At 68.8% G+C, this 18,691-nt stretch carries 19 protein-coding genes; 5 read left to right on the plus strand and 14 right to left on the minus strand.

What is annotated here, in order from left to right; genetic code table 11:
* Positions 1-151: 151 nt before the first annotated feature.
* Positions 152-676 (plus strand): CZB domain-containing protein, encoded by a 525-nt coding sequence (locus tag QY917_RS17065; protein WP_123674990.1) that lies wholly within the window; start codon positions 152-154, stop codon positions 674-676.
* Between the two features lie 130 nt (positions 677-806).
* Here the strand turns inward: QY917_RS17065 and QY917_RS17070 are convergent, their stop codons facing one another.
* The 10 genes from QY917_RS17070 to gspG all read right to left on the minus strand — a co-directional run bounded on the left by QY917_RS17070 (position 807) and on the right by gspG (position 10,617).
* Entirely contained in the window at positions 807-2,195 is a 1,389-nt protein-coding gene (locus tag QY917_RS17070; protein WP_047349121.1) for a GspE/PulE family protein, read from the minus strand.
* 11 nt (positions 2,196-2,206) lie between these two features.
* Positions 2,207-4,552, minus strand: a complete 2,346-nt coding sequence (gspD, locus tag QY917_RS17075) for a type II secretion system secretin GspD (RefSeq protein ID WP_123674991.1) — start codon at positions 4,550-4,552, stop codon at positions 2,207-2,209.
* A gap of 4 nt (positions 4,553-4,556) precedes the next feature.
* Positions 4,557-5,369, minus strand: coding sequence for a type II secretion system protein N (gene gspN, locus QY917_RS17080; RefSeq protein ID WP_123674992.1), 813 nt, complete (start codon positions 5,367-5,369; stop codon positions 4,557-4,559).
* Between the two features lie 16 nt (positions 5,370-5,385).
* Positions 5,386-5,931: a type II secretion system protein GspM gene (gene gspM / locus QY917_RS17085; RefSeq protein WP_123674993.1), complete on the minus strand. Its 546-nt coding sequence runs from the start codon at positions 5,929-5,931 to the stop codon at positions 5,386-5,388.
* Positions 5,928-7,157, minus strand: a complete 1,230-nt coding sequence (gspL, locus tag QY917_RS17090) for a type II secretion system protein GspL (protein ID WP_047349125.1) — start codon at positions 7,155-7,157, stop codon at positions 5,928-5,930. Before gspL ends, gspM begins: the two co-directional genes overlap by 4 nt.
* A gap of 59 nt (positions 7,158-7,216) precedes the next feature.
* Positions 7,217-8,164 carry a type II secretion system minor pseudopilin GspK gene (gene gspK, locus QY917_RS17095; protein ID WP_123674994.1) on the minus strand — a complete coding sequence of 316 codons (948 nt, stop codon included), beginning with the start codon at positions 8,162-8,164 and terminating at the stop codon, positions 7,217-7,219.
* A gap of 194 nt (positions 8,165-8,358) precedes the next feature.
* A complete protein-coding gene (locus QY917_RS17100; protein ID WP_123674995.1) occupies positions 8,359-9,036 on the minus strand; it encodes a type II secretion system protein J in 678 nt (225 codons plus the stop codon).
* 151 nt (positions 9,037-9,187) lie between these two features.
* The gene (gene gspI, locus QY917_RS17105; protein ID WP_123674996.1) at positions 9,188-9,586 is read right to left on the minus strand and encodes a type II secretion system minor pseudopilin GspI; all 399 of its coding nucleotides are present in this window, start codon (positions 9,584-9,586) and stop codon (positions 9,188-9,190) included.
* Positions 9,583-10,131: a prepilin-type N-terminal cleavage/methylation domain-containing protein gene (locus tag QY917_RS17110; RefSeq protein ID WP_012655660.1), complete on the minus strand. Its 549-nt coding sequence runs from the start codon at positions 10,129-10,131 to the stop codon at positions 9,583-9,585. The genes gspI and QY917_RS17110 overlap by 4 nt, the downstream gene beginning before the upstream one ends.
* A gap of 33 nt (positions 10,132-10,164) precedes the next feature.
* Entirely contained in the window at positions 10,165-10,617 is a 453-nt protein-coding gene (gspG, locus tag QY917_RS17115; RefSeq protein ID WP_162844519.1) for a type II secretion system major pseudopilin GspG, read from the minus strand.
* 50 nt (positions 10,618-10,667) lie between these two features.
* On the opposite strand from gspG, the gene QY917_RS17120 reads away from it, so the two are divergent.
* A complete protein-coding gene (locus tag QY917_RS17120) occupies positions 10,668-11,117 on the plus strand; it encodes a type II secretion system protein N (protein WP_123674997.1) in 450 nt (149 codons plus the stop codon).
* A 56-nt stretch (positions 11,118-11,173) separates the two neighbouring features.
* Here the strand turns inward: QY917_RS17120 and QY917_RS17125 are convergent, their stop codons facing one another.
* The 3 genes from QY917_RS17125 to ilvA all read right to left on the minus strand — a co-directional run bounded on the left by QY917_RS17125 (position 11,174) and on the right by ilvA (position 14,223).
* Positions 11,174-11,785, minus strand: coding sequence for a histidine phosphatase family protein (locus tag QY917_RS17125; RefSeq protein WP_123674998.1), 612 nt, complete (start codon positions 11,783-11,785; stop codon positions 11,174-11,176).
* On the minus strand, positions 11,782-12,594 hold the full coding sequence (locus QY917_RS17130; protein ID WP_123674999.1) for an adenosylcobinamide-GDP ribazoletransferase: 813 nt from the start codon (positions 12,592-12,594) through the stop codon (positions 11,782-11,784). Before QY917_RS17130 ends, QY917_RS17125 begins: the two co-directional genes overlap by 4 nt.
* A 66-nt stretch (positions 12,595-12,660) precedes the next feature.
* A complete protein-coding gene (ilvA, locus tag QY917_RS17135) occupies positions 12,661-14,223 on the minus strand; it encodes a threonine ammonia-lyase, biosynthetic (RefSeq protein ID WP_103738129.1) in 1,563 nt (520 codons plus the stop codon).
* 323 nt (positions 14,224-14,546) lie between these two features.
* On the opposite strand from ilvA, the gene QY917_RS17140 reads away from it, so the two are divergent.
* Positions 14,547-14,996: an OsmC family protein gene (locus QY917_RS17140; protein WP_011804132.1), complete on the plus strand. Its 450-nt coding sequence runs from the start codon at positions 14,547-14,549 to the stop codon at positions 14,994-14,996.
* A 16-nt stretch (positions 14,997-15,012) separates the two neighbouring features.
* On the opposite strand, the gene coq7 is transcribed toward QY917_RS17140, so the two are convergent.
* The gene (coq7, locus tag QY917_RS17145; protein WP_047349133.1) at positions 15,013-15,630 is read right to left on the minus strand and encodes a 2-polyprenyl-3-methyl-6-methoxy-1,4-benzoquinone monooxygenase; all 618 of its coding nucleotides are present in this window, start codon (positions 15,628-15,630) and stop codon (positions 15,013-15,015) included.
* A gap of 311 nt (positions 15,631-15,941) precedes the next feature.
* Here coq7 and QY917_RS17150 point away from each other — a divergent pair, with 311 nt between their 5' ends.
* Together QY917_RS17150 and QY917_RS17155 are read left to right on the plus strand one after the other, a co-directional pair.
* The gene (locus QY917_RS17150; RefSeq protein ID WP_088887586.1) at positions 15,942-16,973 is read left to right on the plus strand and encodes a porin; all 1,032 of its coding nucleotides are present in this window, start codon (positions 15,942-15,944) and stop codon (positions 16,971-16,973) included.
* Between the two features lie 332 nt (positions 16,974-17,305).
* A complete protein-coding gene (locus tag QY917_RS17155; protein WP_012655666.1) occupies positions 17,306-18,499 on the plus strand; it encodes a porin in 1,194 nt (397 codons plus the stop codon).
* Positions 18,500-18,691 lie beyond the last annotated feature (192 nt).

Below are 18,691 nucleotides of genomic sequence, written 5' to 3' on the forward strand. Positions count from 1 at the left end.
TATGGTGGTGCAGTGGTCCCCGCATGGTGCATAGCGTTTTGCTATTGATATACTGAATTTGTTTTAAATCAACACACGAAACATATTGTCACTTTTGGCGTCCTGTGCGACGCTGCCAGGAAGTGATGCACGGGGCGTGCGGGGGGTGTCTATGGGGTTCTTCAGCCGTTTGTTTCAGCCGCGTGCCGACGGCCTGGCCGCGCCTGAGGACTGGACTTCGCTGCCTGCGAGCGAGGCCAGCGCGCTGGTGCTGTACGACGAAGAGGCTTCGCGGCTCCTGGCGGCGTTCGACATCGAGGCTGCCATCGTCATGCACGAACGCTGGTTGCCCTGGCTGGCCCAAGCGCTGGCGGGCGCGCGCGACGAACAGCTGCGCCCCGAAACGGTGGTGGACGACACCTGTTCCGAGCTGGGCCGCTGGCTGCACGGCAGCGGGCGCGTGGCGCTGGGGCACTTTCCTGCTTTCGACATGCTGATGCGCCGCCACCAGTACTTTCACCACCAGGCGGCCGTGTTGTTGACGCATCTGGCGCAGGGCGATCAATTGCGGGCCGAGCAGGCGTTCAAGAGCTGCCAGCATGCGTCGCGCCAGGTGGTGCTGCTGCTCAAGGAACTGCAGCGCGGGCTGGACCACGGGAAGCGTCCTCCCCAGCCGATGGCCGCAGGTAAACGCTGAAATGCGCTATTGATATAGGAGCTGCTAGCGCTTGTCTGTAATGGTTTTCAATGCAATTTGTATTGAAAACCCAGTCTTGGCAAGCGTGCCGCGCTCCTGTTTTTGAAAGGCGCCGCTGCGGCCTGTCCGCTCAGTCGCGCGTCACACGCAGCACTTCTTCGCGGCTGGTGATGCCGGCGTGGATCAGCCGCTCGCCATCGTCGCGCATCAGCGTCATGCCGCCGGCCAGGGCCTGGGTACGCACCTCGGCCTCTGGGGCCTGGTTGTGGATCTGCGCGCGGATGGCGTCGTCCACTACCAGCAGCTCGAACACGCCGGTGCGCCCCGCGTAGCCGGTATGGCCGCAGTGGTCGCAGCCTGCGCCGTGGCACTCGCCGCAATATTTGCGCACCAGGCGCTGCGCCAGCACCCCCAGCAGCGACGAGGACAGCAGGAACGGCTCCACCCCCATGTCGGTCAGGCGCGTGATGGCGCTGGCCGCGTCGTTGGTGTGCAGCGTGGCCAGCACCAGGTGCCCGGTGAGCGAGGCCTGGATGGCGATCTGCGCGGTCTCGAAGTCGCGGATCTCGCCGATCATGATCACGTCGGGGTCCTGGCGCAGGATGGCGCGCAGGGCCTTAGCAAACGTCAGGTCGATCTTGGCATTGACCTGCGTCTGGCCCACCCCGGGCAGCTCGTACTCGATGGGGTCTTCCACCGTCATGATGTTGCTGCGCGCGGCGTCCAGCCGCGCCAGCGCCGCGTACAGCGTGGTGGTCTTGCCCGAGCCCGTGGGGCCGGTCACGAGGATGATGCCGTGCGGCTGCTGGATCAGGTGCGCGAGCCGCGCCAGCACCTCGCCCTGCATGCCCACGGCCTCCAGGTTCAGCTTGCTCTCGCTCTTGTCCAAGAGGCGCAGCACGGCGCGCTCGCCATGGGCGTTGGGCAGCGTGGATACGCGCACGTCGACGGCGCGGGTGCCCAGGCGCAGACTGATGCGTCCGTCCTGCGGCAGGCGCTTTTCGGAGATGTCCAGGTCCGCCATGATCTTCAGGCGGCTGATCAGCGCGGCGTGCAGCGCGCGGTTGGGCTGCACCACCTCGCGCAGCGTGCCGTCCACGCGAAAGCGCACGCTGGAGTGGCGCTCGTAGGGCTCGATGTGGATGTCGCTCGCGCCGTCGCGCACGGCCTGCGTGAGCAGGGCGTTGAGCATGCGGATGATGGGCGCGTCGCCCGCGGACTCCAGCAGGTCTTCCACGGCGGGCAGCTCCTGCATCATGCGCGAGAGGTCGGCGCCTTCCTCCACCTCGCTCACCACCGTGGCCGCGCTGGATTCGCTTTGCGAATACGCCGCGCTGATGCGCTGCGCCAGCGTGGGTGCGTCCAGCGGCATGAACTGGTGCACGGCATGCTTGCGCAGCACTTCGGACAGCGCGCCGGCGTCCGGCTGCGGGCCGTGCCACAGCACGAGCTGCTGGCCGTCGTCTTCCAGCAGCAGCTGGCTGCTGCGCGCAAATGCGTAGGGCAGGGGGTGGCGCATGCGGCGGGCCCTTACTGCGGGCTGTAGGGCGACTGGCCCATGCTGGGCGGCGTGGCGGTGCGCGCGGGCGGCTGGGGTGCGAGCGGCGCCAGCGGCGCAGGTGCGGCCGCGGGCTGCACGGGCGCGGCGGACGAGGCGGGGGCGGGCAGGGGCGGCAGCACCGGCGCCTCGGACACACCGCTCATCATCGTGCTGGGCGCGGGCTGCGTGCTTTGCTGCAGCGCGCGAATGGCCTCGTAGCGGTCCACCATCAGTGCGTCGCTGGTGGCGCTGTCGCGGATCACCATGGGGCGCAGGAAGACCATCAGGTTGGTCTTCTGGCGCGTGCGCTTTTCATTGCGGAACAGCCCGCCCACCACGGGCAGGTCGCCCATCACGGGCACCTTGTCCTGGCCCAGCGCATAGCTGTCTTCCAGCAGGCCGCCGATCACGATCACGCTGCCGTCGTCCACCAGCACCGTGGACTCGATGGAGCGCTTGCTCGTGGAGGGGCCGTTGGCATTGGACAGCGTGCTCTCCGCGACCTTGGACACCTCCTGGTACATCGTGAGCTTGACGGTGCCGTTCTCGTTGATCTGTGGGCGCACGCGCAGCATCAGGCCCACGTCCTTGCGCTCCACGGTGGTGAACGGGTTGACCGCGCCGCCGCTGCCGCCGGTGTTGGCGTAGGAGCCCGTCACGAACGGCACGTTGTTGCCGATGATGATCTGCGCCTCCTCGTTGTCCAGCGTGAGCAGGTTGGGGGTGGACAGCACGTTGGCATCGCCCGTGTTTTCCAGGAAGTTGGCCAGCGCCCCCAGGTAGTACTTGCCGTTGATGCGCGGTGCGACGGCCAGGTTCATGCCGGCCGCCGGCTTGGCATTGGCGATGGAGGTCACGTTGCCGGTGGCCGCCGCCAGCGCCAGATCCAGGATGTTGCGTCCGGCCACGCTGGAGTTGTTGCCCAGCACGCCCAGCGTGCTGCCGTAATTGCCCAGCACGCCCTGCCACTGGATGCCGAACTCGGCCACCTTGTTGGCGCTCACCTCCACGATCAGGCTCTCGATCAGCACCTGCGCGCGGCGGCCGTCCAGCTTGTCGATCACGGCGCGGATCTGGCGGTACAGCGGCTCCGGCGCGCTGATGATGAGCGAGTTGGTCGTCGGGTCGGCCTGGATGATGCCGCCGGTGGACGGCTGGTTGGCATCGCTGCTGCCGCTGCTGCCCTGGCCCGTTCCCAGGCCCGAACTGCCCAGGCCGCCGGCATTGCCACTGGCATTGGTGCTGTTGCCCAGGCCGCTGGTCTGGCCCAGGCCCGATGCGCCGGTCCGCGTGAGGCCCCCCGACAGGTTGCCGGTTCCCGTGCCGCCGCCGCTGCTGGTGCCGCTGCCCCCCGCGCTGCCCAGCGCTGCGCGCAGGGTGGTGGCCAGCTTCACGGCGTCGGCGTTCTTCAGGTACACCACGTGGATGTTGCCGCTGGCAGCGGAGCTGCCCGGCGCGGCCGGTTGGTCCAGCTTGGCCACCAATGAGCGCACCAGCGCCACGCGCGCCGGGTTGGCGGCGCGCACGATCAGCGCGTTGCTGCGCGGCTCGGCCAGCAGCGTGGTCTTGAACGAATTGTCGGTCTGCCCCTGGGCCACGCCCTGCGCAGTGCCTGTGGCAGTGGCGCTGCCGCCCTCGATCAGGCGCGACACCAGCGGCGCCAGGTCGGTGGCGATGGCGTGCTGCAGCGGGATCACCTCCACGTCGCTGGCGTTGGAGACGTCCATGGCCGCCACGATGCGCGCCAGGCGCTGCAGGTTGTCGGCGTAGTCGGTGATCACCAGCGAGTTGTTGCCGGGGTTCACGTTGATGGTGTTGTTGGGGCTGATCAGCGGGCGCAGCACCGGCACCAGGTTGGCCGCGTTCTCGAAGTTGAGCTTGAAGATCTGCGTGACGACCTGCCCGCCCGCGGGCGTGCCGCCCGCGCCGCCTTGGGACACGCTCACGTTGCCGGTCTGCAGCTTGGCATCGGCCTCGGGCACGACCTTGTACAGGCCCGCCGACTCGACCACCGTGAAGCCCTGCAGCCGCAGCGCGGCCAGGAACTGCTGGAAGGCCGCGTTGGGCTGCACCGCGTTCTCGGTCACCAGCGTGATCTGGCCCTTCACGCGCGGGTCCACCACCACGTTCTTGCCGGTGATGGTGGCCATGGTGCGCGCCACGGCCTCGATGTCGGCGTTGGCAAAGTTCAGCGTCACCGGCTCGCTGGGCCGCACACTGCCGGCGCGCTGCCCGGAGGTTTGTGCATGAATGTGGCTGCTAACGCCCGTCAATAAAGCGCTAGCAGCTATCAAATGAAGAGTGAACCGCAGGGGGTGGCGGGGCAAGTTGGTCATAGGGTCAACCCACGGTGATGATGGAGCGCGCGCCACTGCGCCGCCCGATGATATTCAGAAGATTCGCCAGGGCCGCCTCCCGCCCGGGCGCGGCGCTGGCCTCGCCCGTGAAGCGCAGGCGTTTGCCCACCCACTGGCCGCTGCCCGACAGCAGCAGCGCGCCCTCCAGGGTGGACAGCTGCAGCGTGGGCGCGCCGCCGCCCTGCACCTGCAGCCGGTAGCTGCCCATGGGCCGCAGCGTGGACAGGCGCGAGGACAGGCCCAGCGCATCCAGCTGCACCTGGCCCTGCATCTGCAGACGCCCTGCGGCCCATTGCAGCGCGAACGCCTGGGTGCGCAGCTGCAGGCGGCCCTGCGGCTGCACGGTGTTCCAGGGGGTGCCCAGGCCCGCGAGCGCCGCAGCCGGCCACTGGCTCTGGCCATCGGCCACCTGGGCGCGCACGGCACCCAGGCCCAGCGCCACCTGCACCTGCAGCGGCGCGGTGGCGGGAATGCAGCAGTCGGCCGTCAGGCGGGCGCTGAGCCCGTTCCACGCGGGGCGCAGCTGCCACTGCAGCCGGCCGGGCAGGGCGGCCTGGTCCTGGCTGTCGGCGCCACCGGTCAGTACCAGGCGGGCCGAGCCGTTCCAGACGGTGCCGCGTGCCTGCTGCAGCTGCAGTTGCCCGCCGCTGGCCTGCTGTACGCCTGTGGCCAGCCAGCGCGCCGGGGCCCACAGCACCAGCGCGGGCAGCGCGCCCAGGCACACGCCGGCCACGGCCCAGCGCCAGGGCGCGCGCGGCAGTGTCAGCGAAGGGGTCGGGCGCAGGGAGCGTGGCACGGGCAGGGGGCGTGGACTATTGCGGGGGCAGCGCCAGCACCAGCGTGCCGTCCCAGCGGACGGCGGCCGCGGCAGCGTTGGCGGGCGCGGCGCTTTGCACCAGGCGGGCTTCCAGCGGCACGGCGCGCGCGGTGCTGCGCGCCTGGTTCAGCCACTGGGCAAGGGCCTCGGCGGGGGCGCCCTTGAGGGTGACGGTGGCGCGGTCGCCCGCGACGTTCATCTGCGCGGCTGCGCCCAATTGCTGCGCCAGCGTGGTCTGCAGCGTGCGCAGGGCCTCGCCGCCGGGTGGGCGGGGCGCGTCCTTGAGCTGCAGCGCTTCGGCCTGCAAGGCCTGCATGCGCTGCAGTTGCGCGTCCACGGCTGCGTGGCGCGCGCCCGAACCGCGCAGCTGCTGCAGTGCGGGCGCCAGCAGTATCCACCACAGCAGGGCCAGCCCCACCACGGCCGCGGCGGCCAGCACCAGGGACTGTTCGCGCGGCGCCATGCGGGCCCAGTGGGCGCGCAGCGCGGCCAGCGCAGGGGGAACCGGCGCGGGCGAGGTCGAAGCGGTGCGGGTGTTCATGGGCGGTCCTCGGCGCGCACCAGCAGGGCGCCATCGCGCGGCTGCGCGCTCAGGCTTTCCGCGGCCAGGCGCTGGTTCATGGCGGTGAGTTCCTCGGGTGCCAGCTCCAGGCCCCGCAGGCGCAGTTCGCCATTGGCATATTCGATCTGCGTGGGCACGCGCGGCGGGGGCAGCGCGGCACCTGCGGCGGCCATGAGCGGCTCCAGGTCGCGCCGCGACACGCTGCCGGCGGCCTGGCGCAGCTGCGCCAGTTCGCGCTCCATCTGCACCGGTGCATCCACGACGACCTTGACGTGCGGGAAGGTCTGGGTCAGCGCGTTGCGCACGCCGGCCTGTTTGGCCGCCAGCGCCTGGCGGTCCTGCCACGCCCAGAGATTGAGCCCCACGACCTGCACCACCACGGCCACGGCCAGTGCCCAGCGCGCGGCCCGCCATTGGGGTGCGCGCGCAAAGGCGCTGGCGCCGCTGCCCAGCTTGCGCAGCGCGCGCGTGTGGCCGGTGCTGGCCAGGTCGAACTGCGCCAGGTCCCAGTCGCCACGCGCGGCCACCAGCGCGCGCTGGCTGGCGGTGTGCAGCTGCACCGGGCGGTTCAGCAGCCGCTCGGCCAGGGCAGCCACGGCGGGTTCGGCGCGCACGGCGGGCGGCGCATCATCTGCGGGGCGCGCCGCCAGCGCGGCGGCCGCGGCCAGCGGCAGCACGGCCACGGCCTGTTGCGGCCCGTGGCCGGTCAGTACCAGCTGGGCGTCCTCGGGAGTGCCGAGCACGTCGCATTCCTCTTGCCCGCTGGCGGTGGGGCCGGGAGCGAACTCGGGCACCACGCGGTCCACCGGCCGCCCCGCGGCTTCCAGCGCCTGCAGGGCGCCGCGCAGCCAGGCGCGGTCGCACACGGCCACCCAGGCAGGGCTGCCCGGCTGGGCGCCGGGCTGCAGCGCGAAGTGCAGTTGCGCGGGGTCGTCGAGCAGGTGTTCTTCGAGCAGTCCTTCCAGGACCGCGCGCAGCCGGCCGGCCTGGGCCGTCGCACCCTGCGGCAGCGTCACCTGCTGCCATGACAGCGCGCGCGCAGGCACCACGGCCACGATCTCGCCGGCGCGGCCCGGGTCGGGCAGCAAGGCGGCGGTGGTGCTGGCGTGGCGGGTGGCGGTGTGGCCGTCGGCCGTGAGCGTGTAGCTGTATTCGGCGGCGGGCCCCGGCGTTCCCAGGGGCAGGGTTAGGACAAGGGTGCTCATGAATGGGTTAACAGACCATTTTAGGGGCGTGATGTGACGCTTCGTGCCAAGGCGGCCGGTCACCGCGCGCCAGCGGCCGCAGTGCCGGGAGCCGTCGTGCGCACGAGGCCGCCACGTTCGCGCCACAGCGTGCGCACGTCCCCACGCTGTTTGTAGACCAGCGAGCGCTCTTCGACCACGGCCATGTCCAGGCGCAGTCGCCCGCGCACTTCGAAGTAGCTGGACGACACCGTATGCACCGTGGCCGAGATGCGGCTGGAGTTGCCCAGCAGCTTGGCGGCGTCGGCCTCGCTGCGGAAGTGGTTGGAGTCGCGTGCCTGCACCAGGCGCTGCGCCTCGGCCATGTCCAGCCCGTCGGCGCTGGCCCACAGCACCACGGCGCTGGCGGTGTTGAGGTTGACCTTGGTGCGCACGGGCAGCAGCGTGACGTAGGGCGCGAGCGCATCCACGCTGCGCTGCGGCAGGCCCCACCACCCAAGTTGCGCCACGCTTTGCGGCAGCAGCGGCGCGGCGCTCGCGGAGTCACTGTCCTTGGCCTCGGCGCGCAGCATCTGCCGCGCCAGCATGTCCAGCTGTGCGCGCGGCAGTCCGAGGTATTCGAAGAGCCGCTGGAATTGCCGCAGCGCCGTGGCGTCCACCTGCCCCTCGTTGGCCAGGTTGCGCAGGTTCAGCAGGGCCTGCAGGTCGGTGATCTGGCCCGACAGGAAGGCGTTGGTGGTGTCGGTGCTCGCGTCTTCCACCTGGGCCACGTTGCGGTCGGCCGCGAGGAACGTGGACAGGCGCGCTTCTTCCAGCGGCACCGACCAGGGTTCGGAGAGGTTGTCGGTGCCGTCGCCGCTGCGGGCAATGGAGTCTTCGCGCAGGATCAGGCGGGACCAGTCCAGCGCGCCGATCAGGATCCACGCCGACTGGATACGTGCGCGCTCGGCGGTTTCGACTTCGATGGCGCGCCACTGCTGCCACATGGCCGCAGCCGCGAACGTGGCGACCAGCGTCACGGTGAGCATGGCGGCCAGCAGTGCGGCGCCGGCTTGATGAGAAACACCCCGAGGGGCTTTGCGTCCACCCGCCGCTCCCGTTACGCGGGCGGGGCGGCGCCACCAGTGCGTCGGGGCCCTGGCACGGCGGCCCTCGCCTGGTGCGCGCCAGTCGCGTGTGTCGGAGGCGGCGGGCAGGACGGCGGATAGCGGGCAGGAATCGGTCACGACTTGCCTCCACCCAGCAGCGGATTGGCCCAGTCCCGCGTGACCACGCCCGAGAGTGCGCCACCCGGCGGCAGCGTGAGCTGCAGGCGCACCCCGTCGGGGATGCTGGCGGCGGCGCTGCTCAGCCCGCCGACCGTGCGCGGTGCGCTGGCGCTGGTATCGGTGGACAGCGCATTGCCCCAGGCGCCGCTGCGGTAGTAGTACAGCTGCCAATTGGCCAGCGGCATCAGCACGGTTTCCTGTCGGCGCTCGGCCTCGCCGGGTGTGCGCGCCCACTGGGCTGCGCGCTGCCAGGCGGCATTCCATTCCGTGCGGGTGCGCACCGGGGGGGACTGCCAGCGCAGCCAGCGGGCGGTGCCGTCCACGCTGCGCCGCGCCCAGGCGACGACCAGCGCACCCTCGTCGGGCTGGCGCGTGCCGCGCCGCGTGAGGCGCAGCACCTGGCCGTCCCAGGCGATGGGTTCGGTATGGTCGATGGCCTGCAGGGCATCCAGGTCGGCCGCCCACTGGGCCAGCACGGTCTGCAGCACCAGCAGCTCGTCGGTGCGCTCGCGCGTGAGCTGCTGCGAGCGCGCCATGCCATCCAGCCCGCGCCAGCTGGCGATGGCGAGCAGCGCCATTACCGCGATGGCCACGAGCAGCTCCACCAGCGTGAAGCCGCGCGCTGCTTGCATGGGGGACTCTGCGCAAACCCGGTGCCGCGCTTGATCTGTCGGAAGGCCGCGGCGCAGGCCGCGCGGGCGGACGCCATGGAACTGGCTTTGCCAGGCCACGGGCGTCGTTCCCCCCGGGGGAGTAGGCGCGAAGCGACTCAGGGGGGGCATCTCAATACCGCCCCACGATGGTGGACAGCCGCAGCACGGGCAGCGTGGCCTCGAAGACCTGCGCGTCCACGCGGCGGAACTGTGGATTGGGCGTGGGCGAAACCGTCACCGCCACGTCGTAGCGCCGACCCGCCTGTTCGCAGGCCACGCGCGTGTCGCCGATGGACGGCATCTGCGACGACAGGCGCACCCGGCTCAGCTCGTTCTCGGCGCACAGGTGGGCCAGCACCACGTCGGTCTGGCGCGTGGCGTTGCGCGTGAGGGCGGAGGTGGCCTGCAGGCCTGCCATGAGGGCGATGGCGACGATGCCCAGTGCCACCAGCACCTCCACCAGCGTGAAGCCGCGCGCCGCGCCGCGCCGGCGCCGCGCCCCCGTGCCCGTTCGCGCGCGGTGGCTCATGGCAGCGCCTGCACGGCAAACGGGCGCAGCCCGTCGGTGGCCACGCGCACCGCGCGGTCGGGGTGCGCGCCGCTCACGATCACCACTTGTTGCGGGCCGATGAGGGGTTCCGGCCCCAGCCACAGTTCCGCAGGGCCCTGCACGCCGGTGGCGCTGTCCAGCCAGCGGTTGGGCAATGTGTCGGGCGGCACGCCCTCGAAGCGAAAGCCCTGGGCATCGGCACGCCAGCGCACCGCCGCGCCGGAGGCGCGCGATTGCGCGCGCGCCGACTCCAGCAGCGCTGCCAGCCGCTCGCCTTCGCGCTGCAGTTGGGTGGCGCCGCTGTCGCGCAGTGCCAGGCCCACGCCGGCGGTCGCCAGGGCGATGATGGAAATGACCACCAGCAATTCAAGGATCGTAAAACCCCGCTGGGCGACAGCTGCGCGGCTTTGCCTGTCTCGCCTGCTGCGCAAGGGGCGGGGGGAGAAGAAGCCTGCGCGGCGTAGTGGCGCGGCCGGCCGAGGCCCCTGCGCGGCGTCCGCTGGGCTGGGGTGTACCCGTGTCATGCGTGGGATGGCGCCGGCGCCGGGCCCTGCGGCTTACTGCCAGCTGCCGATGTCGGCATCCTTGCCCTCGCCGCCGGACTGGCCATCGGCGCCGAAGGACATCACGTCCACCTCGCCCTTGATGCCGGGGCTCAGGTACTGGTAGGGGCGGCCCCACGGGTCGTTGGGCAGCTTCTCCAGGTAGGGGCGCCAGTTGTTCGGCACCGGGCCGGCGCTGGGCTTGGCGATCAGCGCTTGCAGGCCCTGTTCGGCCGTGGGATAGCGCTGGTTGTCCAGGCGGTAGAGCTTGAGCGCTTGCATGATGTTGGTGACGTCGGTGCGCGCGGCCGTGCTGCGCGCGTCGTCGGCGCGGTCCAGCACGTTGGGCACGATCAGCGCGGCCAGCACGCCGATGATGACCAGCACCACCATGAGCTCGATCAGGGTGAAGCCCGCGGACAGGCGGCGGCGGGCGCGGTGCGCGAGGGAGGAAGGGCTGGGCTGCATCTCGAAGCGGCGACTCGGAATGGACATATCCGGTCAATCATAATCGTGCAATGGTGACAAACACATACGGCCGCTGGGCCCCGCGCCTGGCCACGCTGCTGCTCTGGGCGCTGGCGGGCGCGACTGCTGTCTATTGGGGGTTGAAGCTGTCCGCAAGCCCGGCCGGCACGGCACCGGCTGCCGCGGCGCCCGAGCCGGTGGTGACCGACACGCAGGCGCTCGCGCGCCTGCTCGGGGCCAGCCCGGTGCTGACGGCCGCCGAGGCGGCACCCTCTGCAGCCAGCCGCTTCGTGCTCATGGGCGTGCTGGCCGGCACGGCCAGCGGCGGCGGCGCCGCGCTGATCGCGGTGGACGGCAAGCCGGCCAAGCCCTACCGCGTGGGCGCGAATGTGGAGCCGGGGCTGGTGCTGCAGTCCCTGGGCAAGGGCGCCGCGCGGCTGGGGGCGTCGATGGACGGCGCCACGACGCTGGCGCTGGAGATGCCGCGCAAGCGGCCCTGACCTGGCGGGGATCCCGCGCCGGCGGGGCCTGCATATCCGACGGGAGCGCCCATAACCTAACCGCGCGCCGGTGCTGCCTGCGGTCGGCCTTTCAGTGGCAGAAGTACCGTGGTCCAGGCGCCGTAGCCCGGAGCCGATTGCGGCCATTCATGGGACAGCGGCATGCGCGCGGCGCCGTGCGTCAGCAGCCAGTGCACGCAGCGGGCCACCCCGGCATGCGTGATCCAGACCACATCGCCACCGCCGGCGTGCGCCTGGGCCGCGGCCTCGTCCAGCGCGGCGGACACGCGCGTGAGCATGGCCGCCAGGGGCTCGCCGCCGCCGGGCGCATGGTGGACGAAGCGCGTGGTCCAGGCGTCGATGTCCGCACGGGCGATGTCGTTCCACGCGCGGCCCTCCCACTGGCCGAAGTCCATCTCGGTGATGCGGGGCTCAGCCTTTGAAGCCAAATCGGCCCGCAGGGCAAGCAGGTCCTGCGCAAGCAGCTCACATCTTTGTAGCGGAGAGTGGTGCAGGGCGGCCAGACGGGGTGGCAGCGCCTGCGCCAGCAGGCGTGCGCTCTCGCGGCTATGGCGCGCGTCGGCGGCAACGTCCAGGCGGCCGTAGCACAGGCCGGGCGCCACCTCGGGGCGCGCATGGCGCACCAGCCACAGGCGCGGCGCGCTCATGCCGCCCGTTGCGCCAGCGCGATGGCCGCGCCCAGATAGAAGCCGATCTCGCCCACCTGCTGTGTGGCGCCCAGGCAGTCGCCGGTAAAGCCTTGCAGTCGACGCGCAAAGCGCCACAGCATCCAGGCCGCACCGGCGGCGCTGGCCAGCAGGCTTGCTATCAATACCAAAGCGCCCAGCGCTTGATATACAAGCGCTAGCGCCGGAAAACACCACAAGGCCGCGGCCGCCAGCGCGCGTACGGAGATCTGGTCCGCCAGCGGCTTGCTCTTGGACGTGGCCGTGTCGCCCACATGCGGCAGCGCGCGCACGATGACGAGCGGCCACAGGCGCGACAGCACATGTCCCCCGGCCAATGCCGCCAGCGCGCTGGACAAGCCGAGGTGGCCGAGCTGCGCCAGCAGGGCCACCTTGGCCTGCAGCGCCAGCACCAGCGCCATGGCCCCGAAGGCGCCGATGCGCGAGTCCTTCATGATCTCCAGCGCGCGCTCGGGCTGGTAGGCGCCGCCCAGTCCGTCGGCCACGTCGGCCAGGCCGTCCTCGTGGAAGCCCCCGGTCACCAGCACCGTGGCGATGGTGCAGCCCACCGCCGCCGCCAGCGGTGCAAAGCCCGCGCCGCCCAGCCCCAGCCACAGTGCCGCATAGCTGCCCACCGCCATGGCGGCCACCAGCCAGCCCACACCGGGGAAATGTGCGCTGCTGGCGCGCAGCATCGCAGGGCTGTAGCCCACCCACGTGGCCAGCCGGCCCGTGACGGGGATGCGCGTGAAGAACTGCACGGCCAGCAGATAGTGGCGCAGGGTCCGCATGATTACTATCGAATCAATAGCTGCTCGCGCTTGATGGACGGGCGCTGGAGGCCAAAATGGCTTGCATCATGCGCCGTTGGCCTGCAGGAACAGGCGGTAGGCCGGGTTCTGCGTTTCCTCGACATAGGGGTAGCCCAGCGTCTGCAGGAAGGCATCGAACTGCGCTGCGTCGTCGGCCGGCACCTGCATGCCCACGAGGATGCGCCCATAGTCCGCGCCCTGGTTGCGGTAGTGGAACAGCGAGATGTTCCAGGTGGGCTGCATCAGGCTCAGGAACTTGAACAGCGCGCCGGGGCGCTCGGGGAAGGTGAAGCGCATCAGCCGCTCGTCGCGCGCCAGCGCCGAATGGCCGCCGACGAGGTGGCGCAGGTGCTCCTTGGCCAGCTCGTCGTGCGTGAGGTCCAGCGCCTCGAAGCCATGCTTGTGGAAGTTGCGCGCGATCTTCTCGGACTCGCCGCGGCCCGTGGTGGACAGGCCCACAAACACATGGGCGCGCCGCTCGTGGCTGATGCGGTAGTTGAACTCGGTCACGTTGCGCGGTCCGCCGGGCAGGGCCCCCACCACCTCGCAAAAGCGCTTGAAGCTGCCGCGCTCCTCGGGGATGGTGACGGCGAACAGGGCTTCGCGTTCCTCGCCCACCTCGGCGCGCTCGGCCACGAAGCGCAGCCGGTCGAAGTTCATGTTGGCGCCGCACAGGATGGCGGCGTAGGTTTCGCCCTTGGTCTTGTGCTTGGCCACGTACTGCTTGATGGCGGCCACGGCCAGGGCGCCCGCAGGCTCCACGATGCTGCGTGTGTCCACGAAGATGTCCTTGATCGCAGCGCAGACGGCATCGGTGTCGACGATCACGTAGTCGTCCACCAGGTTTTGCGCGACGCGGAAGGTTTCCTCGCCCACCAGTTTCACGGCCGTGCCGTCGGAGAACAGGCCCACGTCCGGCAGCGTGACGCGCTGATGCGCCTTGACCGATTGCGCCATGGCGTCCGAGTCGTTCATCTGCACGCCGATGACCTTGATGCCAGGGCACACGGCCTTGATGTAGTTGGACACGCCAGCGATCAGCCCGCCGCCGCCGATGGCGACGAACACGGCATCCAGCTTGCCGCCCAGCTGCTGCACCTGCCGCAGGATCTCCATGGCGATCGTGCCCTGGCCGGCGATCACGTCCGGGTCGTCGAAGGGGTGCACGAAGGTCAGGCCTTCTTCCTTTTGCAGCTGTGCGGCGCGCTCGTAGGCGTCGGAATAGCTCTCGCCGCTCAGCACCACTTCGCCGCCCAGCGTCTTCACCGCATCGATCTTGAGTTGCGGCGTGGTGGTGGGCATCACGATCACGGCGCGCGTGCCCAGCTTGCTGGCGCTCATCGCCACGCCCTGAGCGTGGTTGCCGGCCGAGGCGCAGATCACGCCGCGCGCCAGCTGCTCGGGCGAAAGCTGCGCCATCTTGTTGTAGGCGCCGCGCAGCTTGAAGCTGAAGACGGGCTGCTGGTCTTCGCGCTTGAGCAGCACCTTGTTGTGCAGCCGCCGCGACAGCGCGCGGGCGGGCTGCAGGTCGGACTCCACCGCCACGTCATAGACACGCGCGGTGAGGATCTTTGTGAGGTAATCGAACGGGGTGAGAGGCTGGGTCATGGTGCAAACCGGCGGGCGGCGCTGCGGTGCGGACGGGGCGTCCAGGGCGCGCTCAGCCGGGCGCACATCATAGGACGGCGCGCCCGCAGGGTTAGGGACGGCTCACCGCAGGGCAAAAAAAAGCCCCAAGCGGTAAAGCCTGGGGCTGAATCCATCCTTTGAGGAGATGGAGGAGACAATCGGTGCGAACCCCGCTGTGCGAACAGTGCGAAGCGGGTAACGCATGGGCGCATTGTAGCGCTGCGGTTGTTGCGTTGCAGCAAAATCGCACCTGCGTTCATCATTTGCTACAGATTCACCCTGATTTTTTGGAGAAAAACAACATGGAATGCACCGTCAGCTGGACCGGCAACGCCGGCACGCGCTCCGGCATGGGCTTTGTTGCGGAGACCGGCAGCGGCCATGTGCTGGCCATGGACGGGGCGCCCGACGCCGACCGTCCCGAGAACGGCGGCCAGAACCTGGCCCCGCGTCCCATGGAGACCGTGCTAGCCGGCACGGGCGGCTGCACGGCCTACGACGTGGTGCTGATCCTCAAGCGCGGCCGGCACGATGTGCGCGGCTGCAGCGTGAAGCTCACCTCCGAGCGGGCGCAGGTCGATCCCAAGGTGTTCACCAAGATCCACATGCAGTTCACGGTGACCGGGCGCGGCATTCCGCCGGCGGCCGTGGAGCGTGCCATCGCCATGAGCCATGAGAAATACTGCTCGGCCAGCATCATGCTGGGCAAGACCGCGCAGATCACGACGGGCTTTGAGATCGTCGAGGCCTGAAGCGCGGCGGGACGTACTAGATGTAGTGTGCAGTCGTCGTCATGACCTTGGCGGCGGCTTTCATCAGCCAACGCGCCGGGGGCGGTAGAGGAAGGGCGCCCGCCGCCTGCGCCTGGGCCGCGTGGCGTTCTTCATCCCGCTGCATGCGGTCGACGATGGCGCGAGAGGGCAGGTCCGCCTCCGGCAGGCGGCGCAGGTGCCCTTGCAGATGGGCGGATACCTGCCGCTCCGTCTCCACCACAAAACCCAGACTGGCCTGGTCGCTGACCCGGGCCGCCACCAGGCCGATGGCGAAGGCGCCAGCGAACCACAAGGGGTTGAGGAGACTGGGCCGGCTCCCCAGGGCGTCGAGCCGCTCGCGGGTCCAGGCCAGGTGGTCGGTTTCCTCGCGCGCCGCGGCCAGGAGATCGCTGCGCAGTTGGGGGTCGCGGGTCACGCACGACTGCGCCATGTACAAGCCCTGGGCACACACCTCCCCGACATGATTGACGCGCATCAACGCGCTGGAGAGACGCCTTTGCTCGACGGAGAGGTCCACCGCAGGCAGGGAGCGTGCCGGTGAGGGTTCTCCCGCTCTCGGACGAGCGAACAAGGTTCGCAGGGCGCTATCTGCGGCAATGAGGAGTGTGTCCATGGGTAACAAAAACGTTGTTTACGCGCACGTAATGGCGCAGGTAACGCAAAAAACCGTACGGTAAGTGCTTACTCGGAGCAACAATAAGACGGTTTTGCTGCCGTTTTGGCCATGTTGCGGTACAGCAACGAAAACCCGCTTTTGGCCCGATTCTGAGGGATTTCCTTTGCGAAACCTGGCGGGCTCTGTTGCAATAGGACCAACTTCCCCACCAGGAGGTTGGCCCGGGGAACCGGCGGGGCTGTGCGTGAGCCGCACCTCCAAGTCCTCTACGATCCGGGGCCCTCTGTTTAACCTTGGAGTAACTCGCAATGAAAAAATCCCTGATTGCCCTGGCAGTGCTGGCTGCTTCCGGCGCCGCAATGGCCCAATCCTCCGTGACGCTGTTCGGTATCGTTGACACCGCTTTCGGCTACGTGGACAACGCTAACGCCGCTGGCGACAGCGTGTATGGCCTGAGCACCAGCGGCAACGCAACGAGCCGTCTGGGCTTCCGCGGCGTGGAAGACCTGGGTGGCGGTCTGAAGGCTGGCTTCTGGCTGGAAGGCGAAATCTTCGGTGACAACGGCAACGCAGCTGGCTTCAACTTCCAGCGCCGTTCCACGGTCAGCCTGGCTGGTGGTTTCGGTGAAGTGCGCCTGGGCCGTGAACTGACCCCTGGCTACTCCAAGACCAGCTCCTACGACCTGTTCGGTCAGACCGGTATCGGCCAATTCATGGGCTGGAGCAACTGGTACGGCACGAGCGGCGATGCCAACGGCATCCGTTCGAGCAACATGATCAGCTACTACACCCCCAACTTCAGCGGCTTCACCGCTGGCCTGGGCTATGGCTTTGACGAGCAAACCTCCGGCAAGGCCGGCCGCTACGTCGGTGGCTACGTTGCCTACGAAAACGGCCCCCTGGGCGTGGCTGTGTCGTACGACCAGCGCAACCTGGCTGCCGACGCTGAGCGTAACGCTCTGACCGTGGCTGGTTCTTACAACCTGAACGTTGTGAAGCTGAACGCCATCGTCCAGCAGACCAAGGATGACGTGCCCGGCGCTTCCGACCGCAAGGTCAACGCCTACGCTCTGGGTGCTTCCGCTCCCGTGGGCGCTGGCGAAGTCAAGCTGCAGTACGCTCTGTACGACCAGAAGGCCATCGACTCCAAGGCTCACCAGATCAGCCTGGGTTATGTCCACAACCTGTCCAAGCGTACGGCTCTGTACGGCACCGTGGCTTACATGAAGAACAAGGACGCTTCCAACCTGGGTCTGGCTGCCAAGAGCCTGAGCACCGGCGGCCCCGGCGCTGGCGAGAACCAGACTGGCGTGCAACTGGGTATTCGCCACTCCTTCTAATCTCGGGCTGGCGTGAGGCCAGCTTGGATAAAGAAGACAAAACCGCTGCCTTCGGGCAGCGGTTTTTTTTCGTCTGCGGTTTGGTGTCTCTTGTGCGACGATTTTTCGGGTTAACCCCTGTGGCTGTAAAGCGATGGGCCCTTGCCCCTGCTCGGCGGGTTTTCAACAATGAAGCCTCCTCGCTTCCTGCCAAGAACACGATTTGGCCGCAGGGCCCCTGGTGGAGGAGAAGTCGAGTGTTGTGAAGCGAGTGGCGCACGTCCAGTGAGCGAGTTCATCAAGGCGTGGCTGCGAATCTTGAGCCGGTTATCAATCCAAGAGGAGTCTGTCGTATGCAAAAGAAAATTGTGGCTGCCCTGGCGCTGTGCGGCGCGGGCGTGGCAATGGCCCAGTCCGCCGGTACCAGCAAGGTGGAGCTGTGGGGTATCGTGGATGCCGCCGTGCGCCACACCAACAACGAAGGTGCCGGCAAAGATGGCCTGACGAAGATGATCGGTGGCGGCATGTCGCAAAGCCGCTGGGGCATCAATGTGGAGGAGGACCTGGGTGGCGGGTCCAAGGCCCTGGTGGTGCTGGAAAACCGTCTCAATGCCGATGACGGCAGTGTTTCCACCCCCTTCTTCCAACTGTCCTATCTGGGTCTGCAAGGCCCTTATGGCCGCCTGACTGCCGGACGTCAGTGGAATGTCCTGTTCGACGTGGTGACCAGCACCTACGCTTCGTTCCCGTATTCCCCCTACATGGAAGCCTACAAACCTGAGTTGGGAATGGCCATGGGCGCGCGTACCAGCAACATGCTGAAGTACACCTTCGCAACGCCGGACCGCAGCTTCGTAGGCTCGCTGCAATATTCGTTTGACGAGAACAACGACACCAAGGCATTGGAAGCTGGCCTGCCTGCCTCGGCGGCGCAAGTGCCTGCCTACGTTGCAGGCACCCTGGGGGGTGGTGCCTGGAAGACGGCTGGCGGCTACCTGCGCTACTCCGCGAGCGGGTTTGCCGTCGGCGGCGGCTACATGCGCACGACGCTGCCAGGCGGCACCGACGTAGACGCCTGGACTCTGGGCGGTTCGTACCGCACGGGTCCGTGGTACTTCAATACAGGCTATGGCCTGAACAAGGCGAAATACGCTACGGTGACCAACCCGATCCAGGGTTTCCGTAACCTCGTAGACGGAGCGATCCTGGGGCAATTCTGGGCCGGCCAGACCAATGGCGGCTTCCAGCCGGGCGACGCCAACAAACGCCAGCTGTTCAAGGTAGGTGTGGGCTATCAGCTGACGCCTCAGCTCAACCTGGGCGCGCACTACTTCCGCGGTAAGCAGTCGGGCTCGGCCACGGGTGCTTCCAACGGCAATGTCAACTTCTACGTGGCCGTGGCGGACTATGCCTTCAGCAAGCGCACCGATGCCTATTTCGGCGTGGACCACACCAGCATCAGCGGCGGCAGCGCGCTCGTGCTGGATGCGGCGAGCGGCGCACGCAGCCGTACCGGCATCACCGTGGGTGTCCGCCATCGCTTCTAAGGCACATTGAGTGGGGAGGGGAAGGGCCCTTATGGGCCCGCCCCGATTTCAAACAACCTCCTTCGGGAGGTTGTTTTTTTCCCGAAGTACGGTTCTTGCCCCGCCGAGCGTAGATACGCAGTCCGGGCATTGGTTTTGCATCAGCACTGCGGATGAATGGCGGCGCATCTGCGATGCACCATTTCAGGGATT

This window comes from Diaphorobacter sp. C33 (assembly GCF_030503915.1).
GTDB classification, from domain to species: domain Bacteria; phylum Pseudomonadota; class Gammaproteobacteria; order Burkholderiales; family Burkholderiaceae_C; genus Diaphorobacter; species Diaphorobacter nitroreducens.

Bases quoted from the DNA above. Each gene is read 5' to 3' on its own strand.
- QY917_RS17110 (WP_012655660.1), bottom strand. From the start codon at position 10,131: ATGACACGGGTACACCCCAGCCCAGCGGACGCCGCGCAGGGGCCTCGG.
- QY917_RS17120 (WP_123674997.1), top strand. From the start codon at position 10,668: ATGGTGACAAACACATACGGCCGCTGGGCCCCGCGCCTGGCCACGCTG.
- gspD (WP_123674991.1), bottom strand. From the start codon at position 4,552: ATGACCAACTTGCCCCGCCACCCCCTGCGGTTCACTCTTCATTTGATA.
- gspI (WP_123674996.1), bottom strand. From the start codon at position 9,586: ATGAGCCACCGCGCGCGAACGGGCACGGGGGCGCGGCGCCGGCGCGGC.
- QY917_RS17140 (WP_011804132.1), top strand. From the start codon at position 14,547: ATGGAATGCACCGTCAGCTGGACCGGCAACGCCGGCACGCGCTCCGGC.
- QY917_RS17130 (WP_123674999.1), bottom strand. From the start codon at position 12,594: ATGCGGACCCTGCGCCACTATCTGCTGGCCGTGCAGTTCTTCACGCGC.
- QY917_RS17100 (WP_123674995.1), bottom strand. From the start codon at position 9,036: ATGCAAGCAGCGCGCGGCTTCACGCTGGTGGAGCTGCTCGTGGCCATC.
- gspL (WP_047349125.1), bottom strand. From the start codon at position 7,157: ATGAGCACCCTTGTCCTAACCCTGCCCCTGGGAACGCCGGGGCCCGCC.
- QY917_RS17070 (WP_047349121.1), bottom strand. From the start codon at position 2,195: ATGCGCCACCCCCTGCCCTACGCATTTGCGCGCAGCAGCCAGCTGCTG.
- coq7 (WP_047349133.1), bottom strand. From the start codon at position 15,630: ATGGACACACTCCTCATTGCCGCAGATAGCGCCCTGCGAACCTTGTTC.
- QY917_RS17125 (WP_123674998.1), bottom strand. From the start codon at position 11,785: ATGAGCGCGCCGCGCCTGTGGCTGGTGCGCCATGCGCGCCCCGAGGTG.
- QY917_RS17155 (WP_012655666.1), top strand. From the start codon at position 17,306: ATGCAAAAGAAAATTGTGGCTGCCCTGGCGCTGTGCGGCGCGGGCGTG.
- gspK (WP_123674994.1), bottom strand. From the start codon at position 8,164: ATGCTCACCGTGACGCTGGTCGCCACGTTCGCGGCTGCGGCCATGTGG.
- QY917_RS17150 (WP_088887586.1), top strand. From the start codon at position 15,942: ATGAAAAAATCCCTGATTGCCCTGGCAGTGCTGGCTGCTTCCGGCGCC.
- gspG (WP_162844519.1), bottom strand. From the start codon at position 10,617: ATGCAGCCCAGCCCTTCCTCCCTCGCGCACCGCGCCCGCCGCCGCCTG.
- ilvA (WP_103738129.1), bottom strand. From the start codon at position 14,223: ATGACCCAGCCTCTCACCCCGTTCGATTACCTCACAAAGATCCTCACC.
- QY917_RS17065 (WP_123674990.1), top strand. From the start codon at position 152: ATGGGGTTCTTCAGCCGTTTGTTTCAGCCGCGTGCCGACGGCCTGGCC.
- gspM (WP_123674993.1), bottom strand. From the start codon at position 5,931: ATGAACACCCGCACCGCTTCGACCTCGCCCGCGCCGGTTCCCCCTGCG.